At 63.1% G+C, this 21,475-nt stretch carries 17 protein-coding genes, 1 tRNA gene and 1 riboswitch; all 18 genes read left to right on the top strand.

Features of this window, described 5'->3' with window-relative positions; all coding sequences use genetic code 11:
- Positions 1-36 precede the first annotated feature (36 nt).
- The 18 genes from ACX0MV_RS06050 (at position 37) to ACX0MV_RS05965 (ending at position 21,201) form a co-directional block, all read left to right on the top strand.
- Complete coding sequence (locus ACX0MV_RS06050; RefSeq protein ID WP_458981564.1) at positions 37-1,113, top strand: putative urea ABC transporter substrate-binding protein; 1,077 nt, start codon at positions 37-39, stop codon at positions 1,111-1,113.
- Positions 1,114-1,313: 200 nt separating this feature from the next.
- Positions 1,314-1,422: riboswitch (guanidine-I (ykkC/yxkD leader) on the top strand.
- Positions 1,423-1,486: 64 nt separating this feature from the next.
- Positions 1,487-2,554 carry a putative urea ABC transporter substrate-binding protein gene (locus tag ACX0MV_RS06045; RefSeq protein ID WP_458981563.1) on the top strand — a complete coding sequence of 356 codons (1,068 nt, stop codon included), beginning with the start codon at positions 1,487-1,489 and terminating at the stop codon, positions 2,552-2,554.
- A gap of 115 nt (positions 2,555-2,669) precedes the next feature.
- Entirely contained in the window at positions 2,670-3,485 is an 816-nt protein-coding gene (locus ACX0MV_RS06040) for an ABC transporter permease (protein WP_458981562.1), read from the top strand.
- Positions 3,482-4,264, top strand: coding sequence for an ABC transporter ATP-binding protein (locus ACX0MV_RS06035; protein ID WP_458981561.1), 783 nt, complete (start codon positions 3,482-3,484; stop codon positions 4,262-4,264). Before ACX0MV_RS06040 ends, ACX0MV_RS06035 begins: the two co-directional genes overlap by 4 nt.
- An 8-nt stretch (positions 4,265-4,272) precedes the next feature.
- The gene (locus ACX0MV_RS06030; RefSeq protein ID WP_458981560.1) at positions 4,273-5,001 is read left to right on the top strand and encodes an urea amidolyase associated protein UAAP1; all 729 of its coding nucleotides are present in this window, start codon (positions 4,273-4,275) and stop codon (positions 4,999-5,001) included.
- 11 nt (positions 5,002-5,012) lie between these two features.
- Positions 5,013-5,648: an urea amidolyase associated protein UAAP2 gene (locus ACX0MV_RS06025; protein ID WP_458981559.1), complete on the top strand. Its 636-nt coding sequence runs from the start codon at positions 5,013-5,015 to the stop codon at positions 5,646-5,648.
- Positions 5,649-5,982: 334 nt separating this feature from the next.
- The gene (uca, locus tag ACX0MV_RS06020; protein ID WP_458981558.1) at positions 5,983-9,582 is read left to right on the top strand and encodes an urea carboxylase; all 3,600 of its coding nucleotides are present in this window, start codon (positions 5,983-5,985) and stop codon (positions 9,580-9,582) included.
- Positions 9,583-9,698: 116 nt separating this feature from the next.
- Positions 9,699-11,504 (top strand): allophanate hydrolase, encoded by a 1,806-nt coding sequence (atzF, locus tag ACX0MV_RS06015; protein WP_458981557.1) that lies wholly within the window; start codon positions 9,699-9,701, stop codon positions 11,502-11,504.
- A 120-nt stretch (positions 11,505-11,624) separates the two neighbouring features.
- Entirely contained in the window at positions 11,625-11,837 is a 213-nt protein-coding gene (locus tag ACX0MV_RS06010) for a cysteine-rich CWC family protein (RefSeq protein ID WP_458981556.1), read from the top strand.
- Between the two features lies 1 nt (position 11,838).
- Positions 11,839-12,537, top strand: a complete 699-nt coding sequence (locus tag ACX0MV_RS06005) for a 16S rRNA pseudouridine(516) synthase (RefSeq protein WP_458981555.1) — start codon at positions 11,839-11,841, stop codon at positions 12,535-12,537.
- Between the two features lie 345 nt (positions 12,538-12,882).
- Complete coding sequence (locus ACX0MV_RS06000) at positions 12,883-13,767, top strand: alpha/beta fold hydrolase (RefSeq protein ID WP_458981554.1); 885 nt, start codon at positions 12,883-12,885, stop codon at positions 13,765-13,767.
- A 97-nt stretch (positions 13,768-13,864) separates the two neighbouring features.
- Positions 13,865-13,938 (top strand) — tRNA-Gly (locus tag ACX0MV_RS05995).
- 306 nt (positions 13,939-14,244) lie between these two features.
- Positions 14,245-15,249 carry a hypothetical protein gene (locus ACX0MV_RS05990; RefSeq protein WP_458981553.1) on the top strand — a complete coding sequence of 335 codons (1,005 nt, stop codon included), beginning with the start codon at positions 14,245-14,247 and terminating at the stop codon, positions 15,247-15,249.
- A gap of 56 nt (positions 15,250-15,305) precedes the next feature.
- The gene (locus ACX0MV_RS05985; RefSeq protein WP_458981552.1) at positions 15,306-15,710 is read left to right on the top strand and encodes a DUF488 domain-containing protein; all 405 of its coding nucleotides are present in this window, start codon (positions 15,306-15,308) and stop codon (positions 15,708-15,710) included.
- Between the two features lie 102 nt (positions 15,711-15,812).
- Positions 15,813-16,400, top strand: a complete 588-nt coding sequence (locus ACX0MV_RS05980; protein ID WP_458981551.1) for a DUF488 domain-containing protein — start codon at positions 15,813-15,815, stop codon at positions 16,398-16,400.
- A gap of 116 nt (positions 16,401-16,516) precedes the next feature.
- Positions 16,517-16,783, top strand: a complete 267-nt coding sequence (locus ACX0MV_RS05975; protein ID WP_458981550.1) for a hypothetical protein — start codon at positions 16,517-16,519, stop codon at positions 16,781-16,783.
- A 288-nt stretch (positions 16,784-17,071) separates the two neighbouring features.
- A complete protein-coding gene (locus tag ACX0MV_RS05970; protein ID WP_458981549.1) occupies positions 17,072-20,422 on the top strand; it encodes a PAS domain-containing protein in 3,351 nt (1,116 codons plus the stop codon).
- A gap of 161 nt (positions 20,423-20,583) precedes the next feature.
- Positions 20,584-21,201 (top strand): DedA family protein, encoded by a 618-nt coding sequence (locus ACX0MV_RS05965; RefSeq protein WP_458981548.1) that lies wholly within the window; start codon positions 20,584-20,586, stop codon positions 21,199-21,201.
- Positions 21,202-21,475: the final 274 nt, after the last annotated feature.

Genomic DNA, 21,475 nt, shown 5'->3' with positions numbered 1-21,475 from the left:
GCCTTCCTGCCCTGTTTCCTGACCCCGAGGTTTCATATGCACCTTTCCGTTCTGTCCGTCCGCCGTATTTGTACGTGCCTGCTCGCCCTCGTGCTGATAGCCCCCGTCAGCGCACACGCCGAGCCGAAAACATTCAAGCTGTGCTGGTCGATTTTCGCCGGCTGGATGCCCTGGGGCTACGCCGCCAGCGAAGGCATTGTGCAGAAGTGGGCGGACAAATACGGCATTCGCATCGAGGTGGCCGAAGTCCCTGACTACGTGCGCTCCATCGAGCAATACAGCGCCGGCGACTATGACGCCTGCAGCATGACCAACATGGATGCGCTGACCATTCCAGCCGCCGCGGGCGTGGACTCCACCGCGCTGATCATCGGCGATTTCTCCAACGGAGCCGATGCCATCCTGCTGCGCGGCAACAACCTCACGCTCAAGGACCTCAAAGGCAAGACCGTGCTGCTGGTGGAAAATTCGGTGTCCCACTACCTGCTCAGCCGGGCGCTGGAATGGGCGCTGCTCAAGCCGGACGACGTGAAGATCCAGCACGTCTCCGACCTGGAAATCGCCCAGGCCTTTCTCGAAGGCCAAGGCGATGCGGTAATCACCTGGAACCCGATTCTGTCCAGCATCAAACGCCAGGCCGAGGTCAGCCAGGTGTTCAGCTCCAACCTGATTCCCGGCGAGATCGTTGACTTGACCGTGGTCAACAGCAAAACCCTGGCGGCGCACCCCGAGCTGGGCAAAGCGCTGACCGCTGCCTGGTTCGAAACCCAGCGCCTGATGGGCCTGCCCACTGCTGCCGGGCGCGCCGCGCGGGCACAGATGGCCAGTGCGGCGGGCACCACCCCAGAGGATTTCAGCCAGCAACTCGACACCCTGCGCTCGTTCTACTCACCGCGTTACGCCCTGGCGTTTGCCCGCGCCAACAAGATGCCCGAGCTGATGCAGCGGGTCGCCCAGTTCGCCGACCGCCAGGGTCTGCTCGGCGCCTCCGGCAGCGGCCTGAGCACCCTGGGCATCGAATTCAGCGGCGAGCGCACCTTGGGTAATCCCGATAACGTCTTGCTGCGTTTCAACGGCAGCTACATGCAGATGGCCGCCGATCGCGAGCTATAACAACGCCGCGCCGCAACAAGATGCGCCAACGCCCCGTAAAGCGGCACGGCCCGCCCGCCGCGCACCACCCTGAAGCACGCCGCCGCAACGGCCATGCGCAAAACGCCCAGGCCGGCGCGCTGCGGTTACCTGGCACGATGTTCGCAAAGCTCAGCACGTGCAGGAACTCCCGCCATGGCGGGAACGCGGCACCACAATTTGCAATGGCCGACTAGGGTTCCGGCGTGTCGATCACCCATCGAGGCGTGACTGGTCCGAGAGTTGGCGACCTCCATCGAGGTTACACGGCGGGATAAAAGCCCGGGAGAACGCGACCCACCTGTGGGATATCGCCGCGCACTCCTGCCCGCCCTTTCTCGAACTGGAGGTTCCAATGCGTACACCCCGTCTGTTCTGCGCGCTCACCGCCGGCCTGCTCGCCGCCATCAGCTGCAACAGCCACGCCGCCGAAAAAACCGACTTTAGCGTGTGCTGGACTATCTACGCCGGCTGGATGCCATGGGAATACGGCGCCGCAGAGGGCATCGTCGACAAATGGGCGAAGAAATACGACATCTCCATCGACGTCGTGCAGATCAATGACTACGTCGAGTCGATCAACCAGTACAGTGCCGGCGGCTTCGACGGCTGCACCATGACCAACATGGACGCCCTGACCATTCCCGCGGCTGGTGGCATCGACTCCACCGCGCTGATCATCGGCGACTTCTCCAACGGCAACGACGGCGTGGTGATCAAGGGCGACGGCAAGACCCTGGCCGACCTCAAGGGCGAGCCAGTCAATCTGGTCGAGCTCTCGGTGTCCCACTATCTGCTCGCCCGCGGCCTGGAAACGGTCGGCCTCAGCGAGAAGGACCTGAAGGTCGTCAATACCTCCGACGCCGACCTGGTGGCCGCTTTCGCCACCAGCGATGTACAAGCCGTGACCACCTGGAACCCGCTGCTGGCCGAGATCGAAACCACGCCCAATGTGACCAAGGTGTTCGACTCCAGCCAGATTCCCGGCGAGATCATCGACCTGATGGTGGTCAACAGCGAAACCCTGCAAGACAACCCGGCCTTCGGCAAAGCACTTACAGGCGCCTGGTACGAAATCATGGCGACCATGAGCGCCGACACCCCTGCCGGCAAGGCGGCCCGTGAGCATATGGCCAAGGCATCGGGTACGGATCTGGCTGGCTACGACGCGCAGCTTGCCGCCACCAAGATGTTCTATTCCGCCAAGGACGCCGTGGCGTTTGCCAACAGCCCGAAGTTGCCGGAAACCATGAGCAAGGTCGCCGCGTTCTCCTTCAGCCACGGCCTGCTCGGCGAAGGCGCGCAAAGCAGCGACGCCATCGGCATGAGTTTCGCCAACGGGGTGGTCACCGGCGATGCCGACAACCTCAAGCTGCGCTTCGATCCGTCGTTTATGCAGATGGCGGCCGACGGCACGCTGTAACCAAACACTTTCGCGTAAACGGCACCTCGTAGGGTGGATGACGCTTCACCCATCCACCACCTCGCGCCTCCATGGTGGATGAAAAAAGCGTCATCCACCCTACGACGAGATACTTATGCGCCTGATCAACCGACATCCAGACCGCAGCGGCCGCCTGGTGCTGGTGTTGCTGCCATTCGCCCTGCTGCTGTTTGCCTACTTCATGGGCTCAGCCGCGCGGCTGGCGGACAACCCTAACGACAAGCTGCTGCCGAGCGCCACGCAGATGAGCGCGGCGGTCGAGCGCCTGGCCTTTACCGAGGACAAGCGCAGCGGCAAGTACCTGTTCTGGCAGGACAGCGCCGCCAGCCTGTCGCGCCTCGGCATGGGTATCGGCATCGCCGCCCTGGTCGGCCTGTGCCTAGGTACCGCGGCCGGCATTCTGCCGCTGTTTCGTGCGCCGCTGTCGCCGCTGCTGACGGTGCTGTCGATGGTGCCGCCGCTGGCGATCCTGCCGATCCTGTTTATCGTTTTCGGCCTCGGCGAGCTCTCCAAGGTAATGCTGATCGTCATCGGCATTACTCCGGTGCTGGCTCGTGATCTGGAACAGCGTGCCCGCGAAATCCCCCAGGAAATTCTGATCAAGGCGCAGACCCTCGGCGCCAGCACCTGGACCCTGATTCTGCGTGTAGTGCTGCCGCAACTGCTGCCGCGCCTGCTGATCGCCCTGCGCCTGGTTCTCGGTTCGGCCTGGCTGTTCCTGATCGCCGCCGAGGCTATCGCTGCCACCGACGGCCTCGGCTACCGCATCTTCCTCGTGCGGCGCTATATGGCGATGGACGTGATCCTGCCGTACGTGGTGTGGATCACCCTGCTCGCCTGGCTGATGGACCTGGGCCTGCGCCAGACCACCCGCCTGTGCTTCCCCTGGTATGAAGGCGCGAAAGCATGAGCGCCTTTATCGAAGTGAAGAACGTCTGGCAGGAGTACGGCGATCAGGTCGTATTGGAAAGGCTCAACCTGAGCATCAACGAAGGCGAGTTCTGCACCCTGGTCGGCGCCTCCGGCTGCGGCAAGTCGACCTTCCTGCGTCTGCTGCTGGGCCAGGAGCGCGCCAGCCGTGGCGAGATCCTGCTCGCTGGCCAACCGCTGGTCGGCGAGCCCGATAGCAGCCGTGGCGTGGTGTTCCAGCGCTACTCGGTATTCCCGCACCTGAGCGTGCTGGACAACGTCGCCATCGGCCTGGAACTGCCGCGCTCGCCCCTGCTCGGTCGCCTGTTTGGCGCCGCCAAGCGCGAAGCCCGTGCCCAGGCCGAGGTCATTCTCAGGAAAGTTGGCCTCGGCCACGCCCTGGGCAAATACCCCAGCCAGCTCTCCGGCGGCATGCAACAGCGCCTGGCCATCGCCCAGGCGCTGATCATGAGGCCACGCGTGCTGCTGCTGGATGAACCGTTTGGCGCACTCGACCCCGGCATCCGCAAGGACATGCATGCCCTGCTGCTGGAGCTGTGGAACGAGACCAAGCTGACCGTATTTATGGTCACCCATGACCTGAGCGAGGGCTTCAGCCTCGGCACCCGCCTGCTGGTGTTCGACAAGACCCGCATTGACCCGCACGCACCGAACGCTTTCGGCGCGCGCATCACCTACGACATCCCCCTGAACAGCGACCGCCGCGCCACCCGTGCCGCCGTCGAAGCGCTGCCGGCGCATATCACCGAGCCCTATTAGGAGCAAGCATGAGCGCATCCCTGACCCTGCTTCCGGCCCTGTACGAAGAGTTCGTACCCGGCGGCGGCCACACCTCTTTCGTCCTCAAGCGCGGCCAGTTGCTACGCCTCACCGACCTCGAAGGCGGCGCCAACGTCAGCCTGCTGCTGCTCAACGCAACCGAGAAAAGCGAGCGACTCAACCTGCCGGACACCCTCAAGTGCCAGCACACCGCCAAGCTCACCGCCGGCCACTGCCTGTATTCGGACATGGGTCGCGTGCTCGCCGCCATCACCGCCGACACCTGCGGCTGGCATGACAGCTTCGGCGGCGTATTGAATGCCGCCGAAGTCGCTGAAAAGTACGGCGCCGGCCGCTATCAGGAACTGCGCAACGGCTTCTTCCGCAACGGCGTGGACAACCTGCTGGTGGAAATGGGCAAGTGGAACCTGAACATTCAGGACCTGCTGATGGCCCTCAATCTATTCAGCAAGGTCAGCGTCGATGGCGACGGCCGCTTCCACTTCGAGCCCGGCAACTCCAAGGCAGGCGACTACATCGAGCTGTACGCACCGATGGACTGCCTGGTGGTGCTCACCGCCCTGCAGCACCCGCTGGACCCCAACCCGCAGTACGCACCCAAGCCGGTGCAGCTGAGCTGGCGCAAGGTCGAGAGCGACGGCATCAGCGTGCTCTGCCGCACCTCGCGCCCGGAAAACGGCCGCGGCTTCCACAACACCGAACGTCTGTATATCTGAGGGCTGCCCACATGACTCTGACTGCCAGCACCCTGCAAGCCGAAGCCGCAGTTTTCCGCCAGGTGATCCCGGCCGGTGAGCCGTTTCTCTGCGAAGTCAAAGCCGGACAGACCGTGCGCCTGCTCGACCTCGAAGGCAACCAGGCGGTCGACACACTGTTCTTCAGCGCGAAGAACCCGCGCGAGCGCTACGACCCGCAACGCACCCTGCGCAAACAGAACAGCGTGTACCTGACCACCGGCACCGTCCTCTACTCCAACCTGGGCAATCCGCTGCTGACCATCAGCGCCGACACCTGTGGCCGCCACGACACCCTCGGCGGCGCCTGCGCCCAGGAAAGCAACACCGTCAGATATGCCTTGGATAAGCGCTATATGCACAGCTGCCGCGACAACTTCCTGCGCGCCAGCCTGCACGACGGCCGCCTGGAGAAGCGAGACATCGGCGCCAACATCAACTTCTTTATGAACGTGCCAGTCACCCCGGATGGCGGCCTGACCTTCGCGGACGGCATCTCCGCGCCGGGCAAGTACGTCGAGCTGGTCGCGCACATGGACGTGATCGTGCTGATCTCCAACTGCCCGCAGCTGAACAACCCCTGCAACGGCTGGAACCCGACCCCGGCCGAGGTGCTGGTATGGGACTGAAGCAGCTTCGATCCCATGGCCCGGATGCAATCCGGGAGCCCAGCGCCGCCAATCCCCGGATTGCATCTGGGCTACGCCGCTGGCTGTTTCAACTGTGCCAGAGCCGATCGGGTCAGTGCCTTGAGCAAAAGCATGAGCAACAGCCGTAGGGTGGATCGGGGCGCGTAGCTGTCGCTTTTTACATCCACCGGCCTTTGGTGGAAAACGCTTCGCGGTTTTCCACAGGGTGGCCATCCACCCTACAGACAACTACCAACATGAATTTCAGCCACGGACGACCGTGGTGCAGACGACTAAGACGGGACGGCCCGTCATCCCTTTCGAGGGTTCTGCAATGTTCGACAAACTCCTGATCGCCAACCGCGGCGCCATCGCCTGCCGTATCCTGCGCACCCTGCGTCAGCTCGACGTCAAAGGCGTGGCCGTGTATTCCGAGGCCGACGCCGCCAGCCTGCATATTCAGCAGGCGGACGAAGCGCACAGCCTGGGCGAAGGCCCGGCCGCCAACACCTACCTGGTGGTCGAGAAGATTCTCGCTGTGGCCAAACAGAGCGGCGCCACCGCCATCCACCCCGGTTACGGTTTTCTCTCGGAAAACGCCGCCTTTGCCGAAGCCTGTGAGGCCGCCGGCATTGCCTTTGTCGGCCCGACGCCCGAGCAGCTGCGCGTATTCGGCCTCAAGCACACCGCCCGCGCGTTGGCCAAACAGCACGGCGTACCGATGCTCGAAGGTACCGAGTTGCTGGAAAACCTCGACGCCGCGCTGATTGCCGGCGGACAGGTCGGCTACCCGGTGATGCTGAAAAGTACTGCCGGTGGCGGCGGTATCGGCATGCGCGTGTGCAACAGCGCCAGTGAGCTGAGCGAGGCGTTCGACACGGTCAAGCGCCTGGGGCAGAACAACTTCAGCGACAGCGGCGTATTTATCGAGAAGTACATCCAGCGCGCCCGCCATCTGGAAGTACAGGTATTCGGCGACGGTCGCGGCGAGGTCATCGCCCTTGGCGTGCGCGACTGCTCGGTGCAGCGGCGCAACCAAAAGGTGCTGGAAGAAACCCCGGCGCCCAACCTGCCGGCCGGTATGAGTGATGCGCTGTGCGCAGCGGCGATCAAGCTGGCCAAGGCGGTGAATTATCGCAGCGCCGGCACCGTGGAATTTGTCTACGACAGCGAGGCGGCGCGCTTCTATTTCCTCGAAGTGAACACCCGTTTGCAGGTCGAGCATGGCGTTACCGAACAGGTGTGGGGCGTCGACCTGGTGCGCTGGATGATCGAACTGGCGTCCGGCGATCTGGCTCCGCTAAGCGAACTGGCAAAGACGCTGAAACCCAGCGGCCACGCCATTCAAGCGCGCCTGTATGCCGAAGACCCGGGCCGCGACTTCCAGCCGAGCCCCGGCCTGCTCACCGCCGTGGATTTCCCCAAGGCCGATGGCAAGAGCCTGCGTATCGACACCTGGGTCGAAGCCGGCTGCGAGATTCCGCCCTACTTCGACCCGATGATCGCCAAGGTCATCACCTGGGCAGCGACCCGCGATGCGGCTAGCGCCGCCCTCAGCCAAGCCCTGGCCGACTCGGTGCTGTACGGCGTGGAATCCAACCGCGACTACCTGCGGCAGATCCTGGTCGACGCGCCCTTCGCCAGCGGCAACCCCTGGACCCGTTGCCTGGAAGGCCTGACTTACACCGCTAATACCTTCGAGGTGCTGTCTGCCGGCACCCAGACCACCGTGCAGGACTTCCCCGGCCGCCTCGGCTACTGGGCCGTCGGCGTGCCGCCGTCCGGGCCGATGGACGACCGCGCGCTGCGCCTGGGCAACCGCCTGCTGGGTAATGAAGAAGGCGCCGCCGGCCTGGAAATCACCATGAGCGGCCCGCTACTGCGCTTCAACACCGACGCGGTGGTGGCGGTGACCGGCGCGGCAATTCCGCTGAGCGTCGATGGCAGCGAACAGCCGATGAATACCGCATTGCTGATCAAGGCCGGCAGCACGCTGAGCCTCGGCACCATCGCCGGCAGCGGCGCACGCTCGTATCTGTGCCTGCGCGGCGGCCTGCAGGTGCCGGAATACCTGGGCAGCAAAAGCACCTTCACCCTCGGCCAGTTCGGCGGCCACGGCGGCCGTGCCCTGCGCGCCGGCGATGTGCTGCACATTCCAGCTCTTGCGCAAAAGAACAGCGGCGCGCAACTGCCTGCCGCGCTGTGCACCGCTCTGCCGGCCGTCCGCGAAATCCGCGTGATCTACGGCCCCCACGGCGCGCCGGAGTACTTCACCCCGGCCTATATCGACACCTTCCTCGCCACCGACTGGGAAGTGCACTTCAACTCCAGCCGCACCGGCGTACGCCTGATCGGCCCGAAACCGGAATGGGTGCGCGACAGCGGCGGCGAAGCCGGCCTGCACCCGTCGAATATCCACGACAACCCCTACGCCATCGGCGCGGTGGACTTTACCGGCGATATGCCGGTGATCCTCGGCCCGGACGGCCCGAGCCTGGGTGGCTTCGTCTGCCCGGTAACCATCATCGAGGCGGACCTGTGGCAGCTCGGCCAGCTCAAGGCTGGCGACAAGCTGCGCTTCGTGCCGGTCAACATCGACACCGCGCGCCAGCTGGCCAAGGCGCGCAAGGCCGAAGTCGCCGGGCTGGAAGCCGTTGCCGTCAACTGGCAGCCGATCCCGCTGGAGCCGCCGGTGATCCTCGACATCGGCAGCCAGGACAAGCGCCTGGTCGCCCGCCTCTCCGGCGACACCCACCTGCTGCTGGAAATCGGCCAGGCCGAGCTGGATCTGGTGCTGCGTTTCCGTGGCCATGCGCTGATGCAGGCGCTGGAGGCGAAGAACCTCGACGGCGTGATCGACCTCACGCCCGGCATCCGCTCCCTGCAGGTGCACTACCAACCTGAAACCCTGTCGCTGGCCAATCTGCTGGCCGTGGTGATCGGCGAGTGGGACGCGGTGTGCAACGCCCAGGACCTCAAGGTGCCGTCGCGCATCGTCCATCTGCCGCTGTCCTGGGACGACCCGGCCTGCCAGCTGGCCATCGACAAGTACATGACCACGGTGCGCAAGGACGCGCCCTGGTGCCCGAGCAACCTGGAATTTATCCGCCGCATCAACGACCTGCCCAACCTCGACGAGGTCTACAAGACCGTATTCGACGCCAGCTACCTGGTGATGGGCCTGGGCGATGTCTACCTCGGCGCGCCGGTGGCCACCCCGCTGGATCCGCGCCACCGCCTGGTCACCACCAAGTACAACCCGGCGCGCACCTGGACCGCCGAGAACTCGGTGGGCATCGGTGGCGCCTACATGTGCGTGTACGGCATGGAAGGCCCCGGCGGCTACCAGTTCGTCGGCCGTACCCTGCAGATGTGGAACCGCTACCGCGAAGTCGCTGCCTTCCAGGGCAAGCCCTGGCTGCTGCGCTTCTTCGACCAGATCCGCTTCTACCCGGTGGGGGCCGAGGAGTTGCTACAGATCCGTCGCGACTTCCCGCTCAGCCGCTATGAACTGCGCATCGAGGACAGCGAACTGGCCCTGGCCGACTACCAGGACTTCCTCACCGAGGAAGCTGAAGGCATCGACGCCTTCCGCATCCAGCAACGCGCCGCCTTCGACGCCGAGCGCCAGCGCTGGATCGCCTCCGGCCAAGCCCACTACGAGAGCGAGGAAGTAGTCGCCGAACTGGGTGACGACGCGCCGCTCGCAGCAGGCCAACACAGCATCGACAGCCATATCGCCGGCAACCTCTGGCAGGTGCAGGTCGAGGCTGGCAACACGGTGAAAGCCGGCGATGTGCTGGTGATTCTCGAGTCGATGAAGATGGAAATCCCTCTGCTCGCCTCCCGCGACGGCGTGGTCCGCGAAGTCCGCGTGCAACCCGGTTCGCCCGTGCGCGCCGGGCAGCGGGTGGTGGTACTCGAGGAAATCTGAAGCCGATCTGAGCGGTGGATGGATAAGACGCCATCCGCCCTATGCACTCTCACCGTAGGGTGGGTCACGCTCCATCGACCCACCAAGCGGACTCGCAGCAAACGAGGAAGCCTGACATGACCCACGAATTCGACCTGCGCCTCGGCGCCCTGAAAACCGCCTACGCCGACGGCAGCCTGACCCCGCGCCAGCTGATCGCCGCCCTGCACGAGCGGGCCGCCGCGCTGAACCCCGAGTTCAACCTGTTCATCCACCTGCTCAGCCTGGCAGAACTGGAACCCTACCTGGCCGCCCTCGACGGCAAGTCGCCGGCCGAGCTGCCGCTGTTCGGCGTGCCCTTCGCCATCAAGGACAATATCGACCTCGCTGGTATCCCCACGACTGCCGCCTGCCCGGCCTTCGCCTATGTGCCGCAGACCAGCGCCACCCTGGTCGAGCAACTGATCGCGCTCGGCGCCGTGCCCATCGGCAAGACCAACCTCGACCAGTTCGCCACCGGCCTCAACGGCACGCGCTCGCCCTATGGTGAGTGCTGCAACAGTGTGCACCCGGACTACCCGTCCGGCGGTTCCAGCGCCGGCTCGTCCCTGGCCGTGGCGCTGGGCGTGGCCAGCTTCGCCCTGGGCACCGACACCGCAGGCAGCGGCCGCGTACCCGCAGCACTGAACAACCTGATTGGCCTCAAGCCGACTAAGGGCCTGCTCTCCACCGCCGGCGTGGTGCCCGCCTGCCGCACGCTGGATTGCGTCACCTACTTCACCGCCAGCGCAGCCGAGGCCAGCCAACTGCTGGCGCTGACTGCCAAGCTCGACCCGCGTGACGAATACAGCCGTGGCAACCCGCTGTGGAACGACGCCAGTGCCTTCGGCAAGCCCCGCGCGGGCTTTCGCTTTGGCGTGCCCATGCAGCTGGAATTTCTCGGCTGTACAGAAAGCCCGGCGCTGTTCGCGCAAACCATCGAGCAGCTGAAAGCGCTCGGCGGCGAAGCGGTGGAAATCGACTTTGCGCCCTTCCTCGAAGCCGCACGCCTGCTCTATGAAGGCCCCTGGGTCGCCGAGCGCTATAGCGTCGCCGGCGCGTTGATTGAGCAGCAGCCGGACGCCGTGCTGCCCGTGATCAAAGCCGTGCTGGAAAAGGCGCCGGGCGTCAGCGGCGTCGACACCTTCCGCGCGCAATACCGCCTACAGGGGCTCAAAGCGATCTGCGACCGCATCCTCGCCGACGTCGATTGCGTATTGACCCCCGCCTACCCGCGCCCGGTAACCCTGGACGAGCTGCACACCGAGCCGGTCAAGCGCAACTCGGACCTGGGCTACTACACCAACTTCATGAACATGCTCGACTACGCGGCCGTCGCGGTGCCGGCCGGGTTCATGGCCAACGGCTTGCCGTGGGGCGTGACCCTGTTCGGTCGCGCTTTCACCGACCAGTACCTGCTCGGCCTCGCCGACAGCTTGCAGCGCCAGCATGGCCTGCCACTGGCCGGTGAGCGCAGCCTGGGCCAGGGCGCGCCGACCAATGCCGCGCGCAACGACCGCACCCGCGTGGTCGTGTGTGGCGCGCACCTCGACGGCCTGCCGCTGAACTGGCAACTCAGGCAACGCGGCGGTCGCCTGCTGCAGACTACCCAGAGTTCACCGGACTATCAGCTGTACGCCCTGGCTGGCGGCCCGCCGTTCCGTCCGGGCATGCTGCGGGTTGCCGAGGGCGGCGTGGCCATCGCCGTGGAGGTCTGGGAATTGCCGAGCGCCGAACTGGGTTCGTTCCTCACCGGCATCCCCGCGCCACTGGGCCTGGGCAAGGTGCAGCTGGCCGACGGTAGCTGGGAAACCGGTTTTATCTGCGAGCCCTACGGCCTGGCCGGCGCGGTCGATATCAGCCACTTCGGCGGCTGGCGCGCGTACCTGCAAAGCAAGGGTTAACCGACTATCCGGGTTCAGATGGATCAGCCGACGAGCTGGCCGAGGCCAGCCGTTCGCGGTGACGGCGTAACGGCGGCGCGCTAGCATGGCGCCCCGCTACCTCATACCGCAGGCGCGTAGATGAACGACAGCAATACCTGCCCATTGTGCGGCCACGCGAATCAGTGCGCGCAAGCGCGCTCAACCGAACCTGTCAGCGACTGCTGGTGCTTCGCGGCGACGATAGCGCCTGAGGCACTCGACCGCCTGCCTACCGAGCAACGCAACCAGGCGTGCCTGTGCCCAGGCTGCGCGCAAGGTCTGCCACCTACAGCACCGGCCCGCAGCCGCTGACATGCGCCTGGACCGCTTTCTCAGCAACCTGCCGCAGTTCAACCGTCAGGACGTCCGCCACCTGCTGGCTGGCGGACGGGTTCGCCTGGATGGCTGCGTGCACCGCGACGGGCGCGGCGAGGTGCGTATCTTCAGCCGGGTCGAGGTGGACGATCAGGTTCTACAGGCTGGTAAACCGGCGCGCTACTTCATGCTGCACAAGCCACCCGGCGTGGTCAGCGCGACCGAACACCCCGCGCACCGCACGGTGCTGGACCTGCTCAGCGAGCCGGACAAGCAGGAGCTGCACCTGGCCGGTCGTCTCGACCTCAATACCAGCGGCCTGCTGCTGATAACCAACGATGGCCAATGGTCGCGGCAGGTCACGGCGCCCGCGCGCAAACAGCCCAAGGTCTATCTGGTCGATACCGAACAGCCAATCGAGGCAGCCTATATCGAGGTGTTTGCCCAGGGGCTGTACTTCGCCTTCGAGGACCTCACCACCCTGCCGGCGCAGCTGGAAATCCTCGCCAGCCACCGGGCGCGCTTGACCCTGTATGAAGGCCGCTACCACCAGGTCAAGCGGATGTTCGGTCACTTCCAGAATAAGGTGATCGGCTTGCACCGGGTCAGCATGGGAGCGATTAGGCTGGATGCCGACCTGCTGCCTGGGCAGTACCGCGCATTGACCGCCGACGAAATCGCCAGCGTCCTCGGCTAGGCGATCAACGGCGCCGCGAAAGCCGAGCCAGCGCTTGCCAGGCAAGGTGCCACGCTGCTTAAATCAAGCCAGGTGACTATCAAGTCACGTCCATTACTAAAACACGCCGTTGGTCGCTTGCGCGCTGCGCAAAAAGGGTTCCTGCCTGGTAGACGATGCCTCCTGCATGCCTAGCGCTGCGCGGGGGGACACGCTCTACGGCCCTGACAGACGGAAAATAAATACCGATAAAACCCTTCAGCCTGACATTAGCGTGTCATGTCCAGGCGCTTCCCTGACTGTCCTATTCGCTTGGCTAGCGACCTCGTTCGCTGGTCGGAGTCTTTTCGCGCCAGGAGCAACGTCATGAAGCCAGCCATTGCTGTCGTCGACATCCACGGAACCTACAAGGTGCACACCGAGTTCTACCGCAACCCCAGCGCGCGCAAGACCATCATCCTGGTCAACGGCTCACTGGCGACCACCGCCGCTTTCGCCCATACCCTCAAATACCTGCGCAACCAGTTCAATGTCGTCCTCTACGATCAGCCCTACGCCGGCCAGTCCAAACCCCATAACGATCACCTGCAGCCGATCAGCAAGGAAAACGAAGCCACGATCCTGCTGGCGCTGATCGAGCACTTTCGCGTGCATTACCTGATGTCGTTCTCCTGGGGCGGAGTTGCCGCCATGCTGGCCCTGGCGCAGTGCCCGACGCGGATCGAGAAGGCCGTGATCACCTCGTTTTCGCCACTGCTCAACGAACCGATGATCGACTACTTGGAGCGCGGGCTGATCTACCTGCACGCGGGTGCCGGGGACGAGCTTGGCCACCTGGTCAACAGCACCATCGGCAAACACCTGCCGTCGCTGTTCAAGCGCTATAACCACCGTCATATCAGCAGCCTGGCACGCCACGAATACCGACAGATGCACGCGCATGTGCACCAGGTGCTGCACATGGACGCCCACTGTCAGATGAAATGCCTGAGTGCAATCGAGACGCCCCTGCTGTTCGTCAACGGCGAACATGACGAATACACCTCGCCTACCGACGTGCGCCTGTTCGCCCACCATCTCAATGACTGCCAGTTCAGCATCATCCGTAATGCCGGGCACTTTCTCGACATGGAACACAAGAACGCCTGGCTGCAAGGGCAGACCGCCGCGCTAAGCTTCCTGCAAGGCCCTGCGGTTTCCTCACGCCGCTATCACCGTGCAGCCGAATTTCAACATGCCCCAGCCCTGTGAATGCCCCAACGCCACCGAAACACACCGAGCGGCTGCCATAGCGCTCGGCGCAGGCTTCATTTCAGTGGCGACTTCTGGTACAAAGGCACCCCTCAAAGCGGGCGTCGTATAATGGCATTACCTGAGCTTCCCAAGCTCATGACGAGGGTTCGATTCCCTTCGCCCGCTCCAGGTCTCCACGGGTCTTTATGGCAACCCAGCGCTCAGCGTGAATACCTAGCTGTTTGATACTGTCACCGCTAAACGCAGGGGCCTGCCGGACTGACGCTAAATCAGTTTTCCACTGCTGCTCCCCGCCAAAGTTCAACTTATAAAGACATCTCATAACGCTCCAAACGCGGCATTCCAACTTAGGTGCTGTGCGTTCCGACGCCTCATTCCCCTCGTTCCGGACAGACATCGCCTGCATAGGCGCGTAAAACGCAGGTGGACTACCCTTGCTCCAACAATCGGTGTGAAAAATACCAGGGGACAGGGATGCCAAACGTGATCGTTACTGTGTGCAAGTTTGATACGGTTCAAATGCCATTGAATGCACAGAATACCGACGTAAACATTCAAGACAGGTTGCGATGCATCGTCGAAGCCAGTGACAGGGCTAAAGCGCAATGGGAGAGCTATAGGGGGCGTATTCTCAATCTTGAAGAAATACACCATCAAATGGTAGTCGCGCCTGAATACGCTTTTATAAAGGCAGGTGTCAGGCCATTCTTAACAGAAGATGAAAAAGAGCGTTTAAGGGCGACAATTGTCGGCATAACGCAAGACAAGAACGACTTGATATTGATACCAGGCACAGCACTCTGGGGTAAATCTATGGTCCGCCCCGAGAGCAGGCAACTTAAACGCGGTACCAATCAGTTAAAGCAAGAACCTCGGGTTATTAACAAGGCTGGATATCGCGAGGATATTGAACAGGGTGTCAATAACATCAGAGATAGGTTTTACAACCGTCTTTATAAAGGCACGGGGCAAAGCCTTTTGGACATTGTCGATAGTTGGTCAAAGGAAGAACTCGACCCTGAAAAAATAATCGTTCGAAACAGTGCATTTATTGGATGGAACGGCGGCCTCTTCACCCAGCACAAACGATACGCAAATTTTCAACAACAAATTGCCGAACCCACGCCAAATGTTGACTGGCAAAAAGCAGTATTTATGCCTGGCGGCTATAGACCCTGCCCACCGATTTTTGGCATGCAAATCGGCGTGGAAATCTGCGCCGAACATGAGATCGCCCCCTTATGCAATATTCAAAATAATTTGAATTTTCACGTTATTTTGTCAGCGAGTATCGAGTTCAATATAAATAAAGCGGCGGTACGGGAGCGCGGTTACATCGTTCATGCAGACACGAGAGACAGCGAGGTGTACGCCATCACTGATGGCCGGGTGGTGACACAAACGCCTTTCACCTCGTTTGATCTTGCCGAAGCGGGACGAGCACTCGGAACAGTGAAAAGTTATATATGCAAGGTCTGAGTTACCAGGCGTTATGTCATTGATTACGTACCAACTTGCGCAGTGGCGAAGCCCCTATGATTCGATGCAAACGCGCCTACAGCCAGCCATCTCCAGACGATGGCGAGCGGGTATTGGTCGACCGCTTGTGGCCACGCAATTGCCCCAAGAAAAGTCTGTTATTGGCTGACTGGCTACCCGCGGCGGCGCCTTCCAGCGAGCTGCGTCGACGGTTCAAGCGCCACGAGCTGGACTTCGCCGCGTTTCGCCTGCGATACCGCAACGAGCTGGCCGCTCAGCCGGGGCATTGGTGGAGGTTGCTGGAGCTTGCGCAAAAAGGGCCTTTGACCCTGATCTATTCCGCGCGCGATCCGCTGCACAACAACGCCGTTGTACTGGCCGAATGGCTTGAAGACGAGCTCGACCGAACCGCCGAACACAGTTCGCCGACGTGCTACCTGAACGAGTTTCCGGAGCTGTAGCGGCTCGTTTCGCCCGGCGCTGCCAAGCCCGACGGCGCTTTTACTGCAACCGTGATCGTCCAGAGGGGTCTAGATCCGCACAGTCCTTGTCAGGCATCAGCAATGCGGATTACCGGCGCCGAACCTGCTCCACCTGCAGCACACACGCTCACCACTGCCGAACTGCCGCCCGTTTATACGATCGGCCATTCCACCAGAACCATTGCCGAGTTCGTTGAACTGCTGCAGGCCGGTGACGTGCAGCTGGTGGTCGATATCCGCAGCGTGCCGCGCTCGCGCACCAACCCCCAGTACAACCTGGACGCCCTGCCCGAGGCGCTGGCGGCGCACGGCATCGGCCATGCGCAGATTCTCGAACTGGGTGGGCTGCGCAAGAAGTCCAAGTCGATTGCGCCGCAGACCAATGCGTTCTGGACCAACCAGAGTTTCCACAATTACGCCGATCATGCCCTCACCGACGAGTTCGAGGCCGGCCTGGCCCGGCTGATGGCGCTCAGCCAGCGTCAACGCTGCGCACTGATGTGCTCGGAAGCGGTCTGGTGGCGCTGTCATCGGCGCATCGTCGCCGATTACCTGCTCCATCGCGGCAGGGCGGTTTTCCACCTGATGGGGCCGGCGAAGGCGCAAGCCGCCAGCATGACCAAAGCGGCGACGCCTGCTGGCAATTCGCTCACCTACCCCGCTGAGTAAACCGCTCTAGGTCAATGGTCAGGTTGTGCGGCAGTACCACGTTTTTTCTCAAACTATTTCCACTGGCATGTATCTATAAGTCCCTCTCAAACCATCGATGCAAGCAGGGCAGACCCTTGACCGAAATCACCCTCTCCGAATCAGAGATGCGCAGCGCGCTGGGCCTCGATCCAGAACCGCCGAAACATCCCAAACCCAGTGTTCCTCTTACCTACACCCTGGTTGAACTAAGCGTACGGACGAACGGCGGCAAGCCACATCGCTTCGAATACCGTTCCGGCTCCATCAGTACCCTGACCGCCCAGCTAGAAGCCGAAAAGGCCGCACGCGATGAGGGCCATGAAGTGCTGGAAGTACTGGATATCAATCAGATTTCCGAATAACCGAAGGCAATACCTCCGCGCTCGGCGTCGCTCGATCACGCCCGTAAACTGCCACTGATCCACCACTGCGCAGACTGCCGGTGAATGGTTGTCAGTGAACGCCGTTGGCCGCAGCAGGAGCAACGCAGGACGACTCACTGCTGATGCGGGTGAGCGACCGCTGGCTGTCTAGCGATGCCTTCCCGCTCGGTTGAGCGGTTGCAAGTGCTGCTATTATCCGCTCGAGGCTGCGGTTGCTCGGCAAGCGCCCGTTGTTTTGGTACACCTCTTCGGCCCGGAACATCCCTGATGAACCCAGACGCACAGTCCGCGAAACTCCAGTTCCAGCGCTCCTTCCTCCTGGGCGGTGGCGAACTGGGCGAGCGTATACGCGCATTCGACTGGTCAAATACCGAACTGGGCGCCCTGGAGGACTGGCCACAGAGCCTCAGGTCCATCACCAGCATGCTCCTGCTCTCCCCCGTGCCCATGGTTCTGCTCTGGGGCGAAAGGGGCATCATGATCTACAACGACGCCTACTCCGAGTTTGCCGGCGCCCGCCACCCGCAGCTGCTCGGCTCGGAGGTGCGCCTGGGCTGGCCCGAAGTCGCCGACTTCAACGACCATGTCATGAAGGTCTGCCTCGGCGGCGGCACGCTGGCCTACAAGGACCAAGAGCTGACTCTGTACCGCAACGGCCAGCCCGAGCGGGTCTGGATGAACTTGGACTACTCGCCGGTCCCGGACGAAAGCGGGCAACCGGCCGGTGTGATTGCCATTGTGGTGGAAACCACCGAGCGGGTAATCGCCGAGCAGCAGTTGCGCCTCGAGCAGACCCAACTGGCACGCCTGTTCGCCCAGGCGCCGGGATTGATGGCGATGCTCAACGGCCCCGAGCATGTATTCGAACTCGCCAACCCGGCCTTTATGCAACTGGTCGGTGATCGCAGCCTGATAGGTCGCCCGGTGCTTGAGGCATTGCCGGAAGTCACCCGCCAGGGCTTCGTCGAACTGCTCGACCGCGTCTACAGTGCCGGCAAGGCATTCGTCGGCAACGCGATCAAGGTTCGCCTGCAGCGCAGCCTGGGCGATGCGGAGGAAGAGCGCATCCTCGACTTCGTTTGCCAGCCGGTGACGGACAGCGAAGGCGCCGTCAGCGGGATCTTTATCGAAGGTTACGACGTCACCGAACGGGCCGAGGCTGAAGACCGCGTGCGCAGCAGCGAAGAGCGCTTTCGCGCGCTGGTCAACGCCGCCACCGACGTCGTCTACAGCATGGACCCCGATTGGACGCTGATGCGCCACCTGGATGGCGAAGGCTTTATCTCCGACACCCAGATCGCCGTGTCGCACTGGTTGAACGAGCGGGTACACCCCGAAGATCGGGCACGGGTCGCCGAGGTGATCCACAAGGCGCTCGCGAGCAGAAGCGCTTTTGACATGGAATACCGGCTGCGCCATGCCGATGGCGCGTTTGGCTGGATGTTGCTGCGCGTGGTGCCGTTGCTGGGCACTAACGGCGAGATCGTCGAATGGTTCGGTGCGGCCAGCGATATCGCCATGCGCAAACGAGCGGAAGAAGCGCTGCGGGAAAACGAGGGGCGCCTGCGCTTTCTCGACGCACTGGGCAAGGACACGGCGAAGAGCATGGACGCCGACGCCATTCTGCTCACCACCACGCGCATGCTCGGCCAGCACCTGGGCGTTGCGGTCTGCGCCTATGCCGACATGGACCCTGACCAGGATGGCTTCACCATCCGCGGCGACTGGGCCGCACCGGGCTCTTCCAGCATCGTCGGGCATTACAGCCTGGCGGCATTCGGCAAACTAGCCGTGAAGAATCTGCAGGCCGGCCTGCCGCTCGTGCTTGATGACAACCGCACGCAACTGCCCCCCGAGGAAGCCGCCACCTTCCTTGGCATTGGCCTGGCCGCAACCATCTGCTTGCCGCTGGTCAAGGAGGGCCGCCTGACCGCGCTGATGGCGATCCACGACAAGGTGCCGCGGGTCTGGAAACCGCAGGAACTGGCACTGCTCACCGAGGTGACTGAGCGCTCCTGGGCGCATATCGAACGGGTGCGCTCGGAGGCTGAAGCGCGCCTTGCCGAGCAGCGCTTCCGCCAGGACCTCGAAGCCAAGGTGGCCGAACGCACCGCCGCGCTGGAGCAGAGCGAAGCCAGCATCCGCACCATTTTCGAAACGTCCCACCTGTATCAGGGGCTGCTGACCACCGACGGCCGGATTCTTTACGCCAACGCCACCTCGCTCAAGGATATCGGCGCGAAACTGGAAGACGTGGCTGGCCTGCCGCTCTGGGAAGCGCCTTGGTATGGCGCCACGCCGGGCGTGCCGGAAGCCATCAAGCAGGCGATCGAACGGGTGGCCGCCGGGGCCATTGAAAACATCAGCCTGAATCTGGACCTGCCGTCGGGCGTGCGTTCCTTCGATTTCTCGCTGCGCCCGGTGTTGAACGAGAGCGGCGCCGTCGTCGCGATAGTGCCTGAAGCCGTCGAAAAGACCGCGCGCGTCAAGGCCGAGCAAGCGTTGCAGCAGGTGCAGAAAATGGAAGCCCTCGGCAACCTGACCGGCGGCATCGCCCACGACTTCAATAACCTGTTGATGGCGGTGCTCGGCAGCCTGGAATTGCTGCGTAAGCGCATGCCCGCCGAACCCGCCCTGCTGCGCCTGCTGGACAACGCCAAGGCCGGCGCCGAACGCGGCGCCTCGCTCACCGCAAGGCTGCTGGCCTTTGCCCGCAAGCAGGAGCTGCGCTTCCAACGCATCAACCTGCAGCAACTGGTGATCGGCATGACCGAGTTGCTGGAAAGCTCCCTCGGCCCGACCATTCGCATCTATACCTATTTTTCCGCGCAGCTGAGTGCGGTCGAAACCGACCCCAACCAGCTTGAGTCCGCACTGCTCAATTTGGCAGTCAACGCCCGCGACGCCATGCACGGCGAAGGCACCATCACCATTACTGCCCGTGAAGAAAAACTTGCCGCAGGCGAGCACGGCTTGCCCGCAGGTCGCTACATCTGCCTGTCGGTAAGCGATACCGGTGAAGGCATGGACGAAGCGACGCTCAAGCGCGCCAGCGAACCCTTCTTCACCACCAAGGGCATCGGCAAGGGAACCGGCCTGGGCCTGTCGATGGTGCACGGCCTCGCCGAGCAATCCGGCGGCGCCCTGGTATTGCGCAGTGCGCTGGGGATCGGCACCAACGCGACTATTTGGCTGCCCGCCGCGCAGGCCGCTGAAACCGTGCCGGTACTCGACGCTGCGCCCCATCTGCTTTCCAGTACGGGGCCGACCTTGACCATCCTCGCCGTGGATGACGACGACCTGGTGCTGCTGAACACCGCCGACATGCTGAGAGAACACGGGCATCAGGTGCTGACCGCGCGTTCCGGCAAGGAGGCGCTGGAGCTCATCGGGGCCAACCGGCTCGACTTGCTTATCACGGACCATGCGATGCCGCAGATGACCGGCACCCAGCTGGCGACTCAAGTGCGCCTGCAACAGCCAGACCTGCCGATTCTGCTTGTGTCCGGCTACGCCGATTTGCCGCCCAACCAGGTGGAGTTGCCGCGTCTGGCCAAGCCGTTTTCCCAGGCGGGCCTGATGGCAGCCGTGATCAAGGTGACCGCCGCCAGAGCGTAACCAGCTCTGACTATCGGCGGCAGCACTGCCGCCCGATGTAAGGCAACGCAATCAGCGCGTCAGATCGTCGACGCAATCGTACAAGTTGCGTTGTCGAACCCAGCCATACGGGCCGCAACCCGCCAGAAGGCTTTCCCTCACGCGCGCCCCAGGGACCCAATGTGTTTGATTCGATAACTGGCTTGATCGAGCAGGGAGGCTATCTCGGCATCCTGGCGCTGATGTTTCTGGAAAACCTGTTCCCACCGCTGCCCTCTGAAGTGATCATGCCCCTGGCCGGATTTCTCGCCGCGCGGGGCGAGCTGAATGTCGTGCTGGTGATCGCGGCCGGCACCCTCGGCTCCTTCGTCGGCGCGCTGCCCTGGTACTTCGCCGGCGCATGGCTTGGCGAGGCACGCTCACGTAGGCTGGCGGAGCGCTTCGGACGCTGGCTGACCCTGTCGGCAGACGACGTGACCCAGGCCTCGCACTGGTTCAGAAAGCATGGCGGTAAGGCGGTGTTCTTCGGCCGCCTGGTGCCGGCCATACGCACGCTGATCTCGCTGCCCGCCGGAATCGTCAAGATGCCGTTCACCGCTTTTGCGCTGTTCACCCTGGCTGGCTCGTTGCTCTGGACCACGGCACTCACGCTTGCCGGCTATGTGCTGCATGCCCAGTACGATCGGGTGGCGGAATACCTCGACCCGGTCTCGACCCTGGTGGTGGTAAGCCTGGCGCTTATCTACCTGTATCGGCTGGTCACCCTTAGCTCGGGTTCGCGGCCCCGCAAAGCTGAGTAAATCCTCCGGCCAAAGCAGGTGGACGTGATCCCGAAACTGCATGCCCGGCGCGCTCAGCCCTACGAACACTCCATCGACAGCGTTAATAGAACCTGCGATAGGCCACGCCTGCCCTGACCGCAACGCCTGGTGTACGCAGATTACCCAGGCACCCCTATCATCGCGCCATAACCCCACATATCGCGCGTCATGGGCCGCTCAGGCCCGATTGGCACAGCCCGCCTGCTGGTCGGCCAGCGCCGCAGATAAGCGGATGTGAGCGTGCCCCCCGGCG

The organism is Pseudomonas cistanchae, from assembly GCF_054483635.1.
The sequence above is the reverse complement of the archived record's forward strand: the minus strand, read 5'-3'. Positions and strand labels throughout refer to the sequence as shown.

Excerpts from the sequence above, each read along its gene's own strand:
- ACX0MV_RS06005 (WP_458981555.1), top strand. The coding sequence starts at position 11,839 with ATGCGCCTGGACCGCTTTCTCAGCAACCTGCCGCAGTTCAACCGTCAG.
- ACX0MV_RS06000 (WP_458981554.1), top strand. The coding sequence starts at position 12,883 with ATGAAGCCAGCCATTGCTGTCGTCGACATCCACGGAACCTACAAGGTG.
- ACX0MV_RS05970 (WP_458981549.1), top strand. The coding sequence starts at position 17,072 with ATGAACCCAGACGCACAGTCCGCGAAACTCCAGTTCCAGCGCTCCTTC.
- ACX0MV_RS06030 (WP_458981560.1), top strand. The coding sequence starts at position 4,273 with ATGAGCGCATCCCTGACCCTGCTTCCGGCCCTGTACGAAGAGTTCGTA.
- ACX0MV_RS06025 (WP_458981559.1), top strand. The coding sequence starts at position 5,013 with ATGACTCTGACTGCCAGCACCCTGCAAGCCGAAGCCGCAGTTTTCCGC.
- ACX0MV_RS06035 (WP_458981561.1), top strand. The coding sequence starts at position 3,482 with ATGAGCGCCTTTATCGAAGTGAAGAACGTCTGGCAGGAGTACGGCGAT.
- ACX0MV_RS06045 (WP_458981563.1), top strand. The coding sequence starts at position 1,487 with ATGCGTACACCCCGTCTGTTCTGCGCGCTCACCGCCGGCCTGCTCGCC.
- ACX0MV_RS05990 (WP_458981553.1), top strand. The coding sequence starts at position 14,245 with ATGCCAAACGTGATCGTTACTGTGTGCAAGTTTGATACGGTTCAAATG.
- ACX0MV_RS06040 (WP_458981562.1), top strand. The coding sequence starts at position 2,670 with ATGCGCCTGATCAACCGACATCCAGACCGCAGCGGCCGCCTGGTGCTG.
- ACX0MV_RS06010 (WP_458981556.1), top strand. The coding sequence starts at position 11,625 with ATGAACGACAGCAATACCTGCCCATTGTGCGGCCACGCGAATCAGTGC.
- ACX0MV_RS06050 (WP_458981564.1), top strand. The coding sequence starts at position 37 with ATGCACCTTTCCGTTCTGTCCGTCCGCCGTATTTGTACGTGCCTGCTC.
- ACX0MV_RS05985 (WP_458981552.1), top strand. The coding sequence starts at position 15,306 with ATGATTCGATGCAAACGCGCCTACAGCCAGCCATCTCCAGACGATGGC.
- atzF (WP_458981557.1), top strand. The coding sequence starts at position 9,699 with ATGACCCACGAATTCGACCTGCGCCTCGGCGCCCTGAAAACCGCCTAC.
- uca (WP_458981558.1), top strand. The coding sequence starts at position 5,983 with ATGTTCGACAAACTCCTGATCGCCAACCGCGGCGCCATCGCCTGCCGT.
- ACX0MV_RS05980 (WP_458981551.1), top strand. The coding sequence starts at position 15,813 with ATGCGGATTACCGGCGCCGAACCTGCTCCACCTGCAGCACACACGCTC.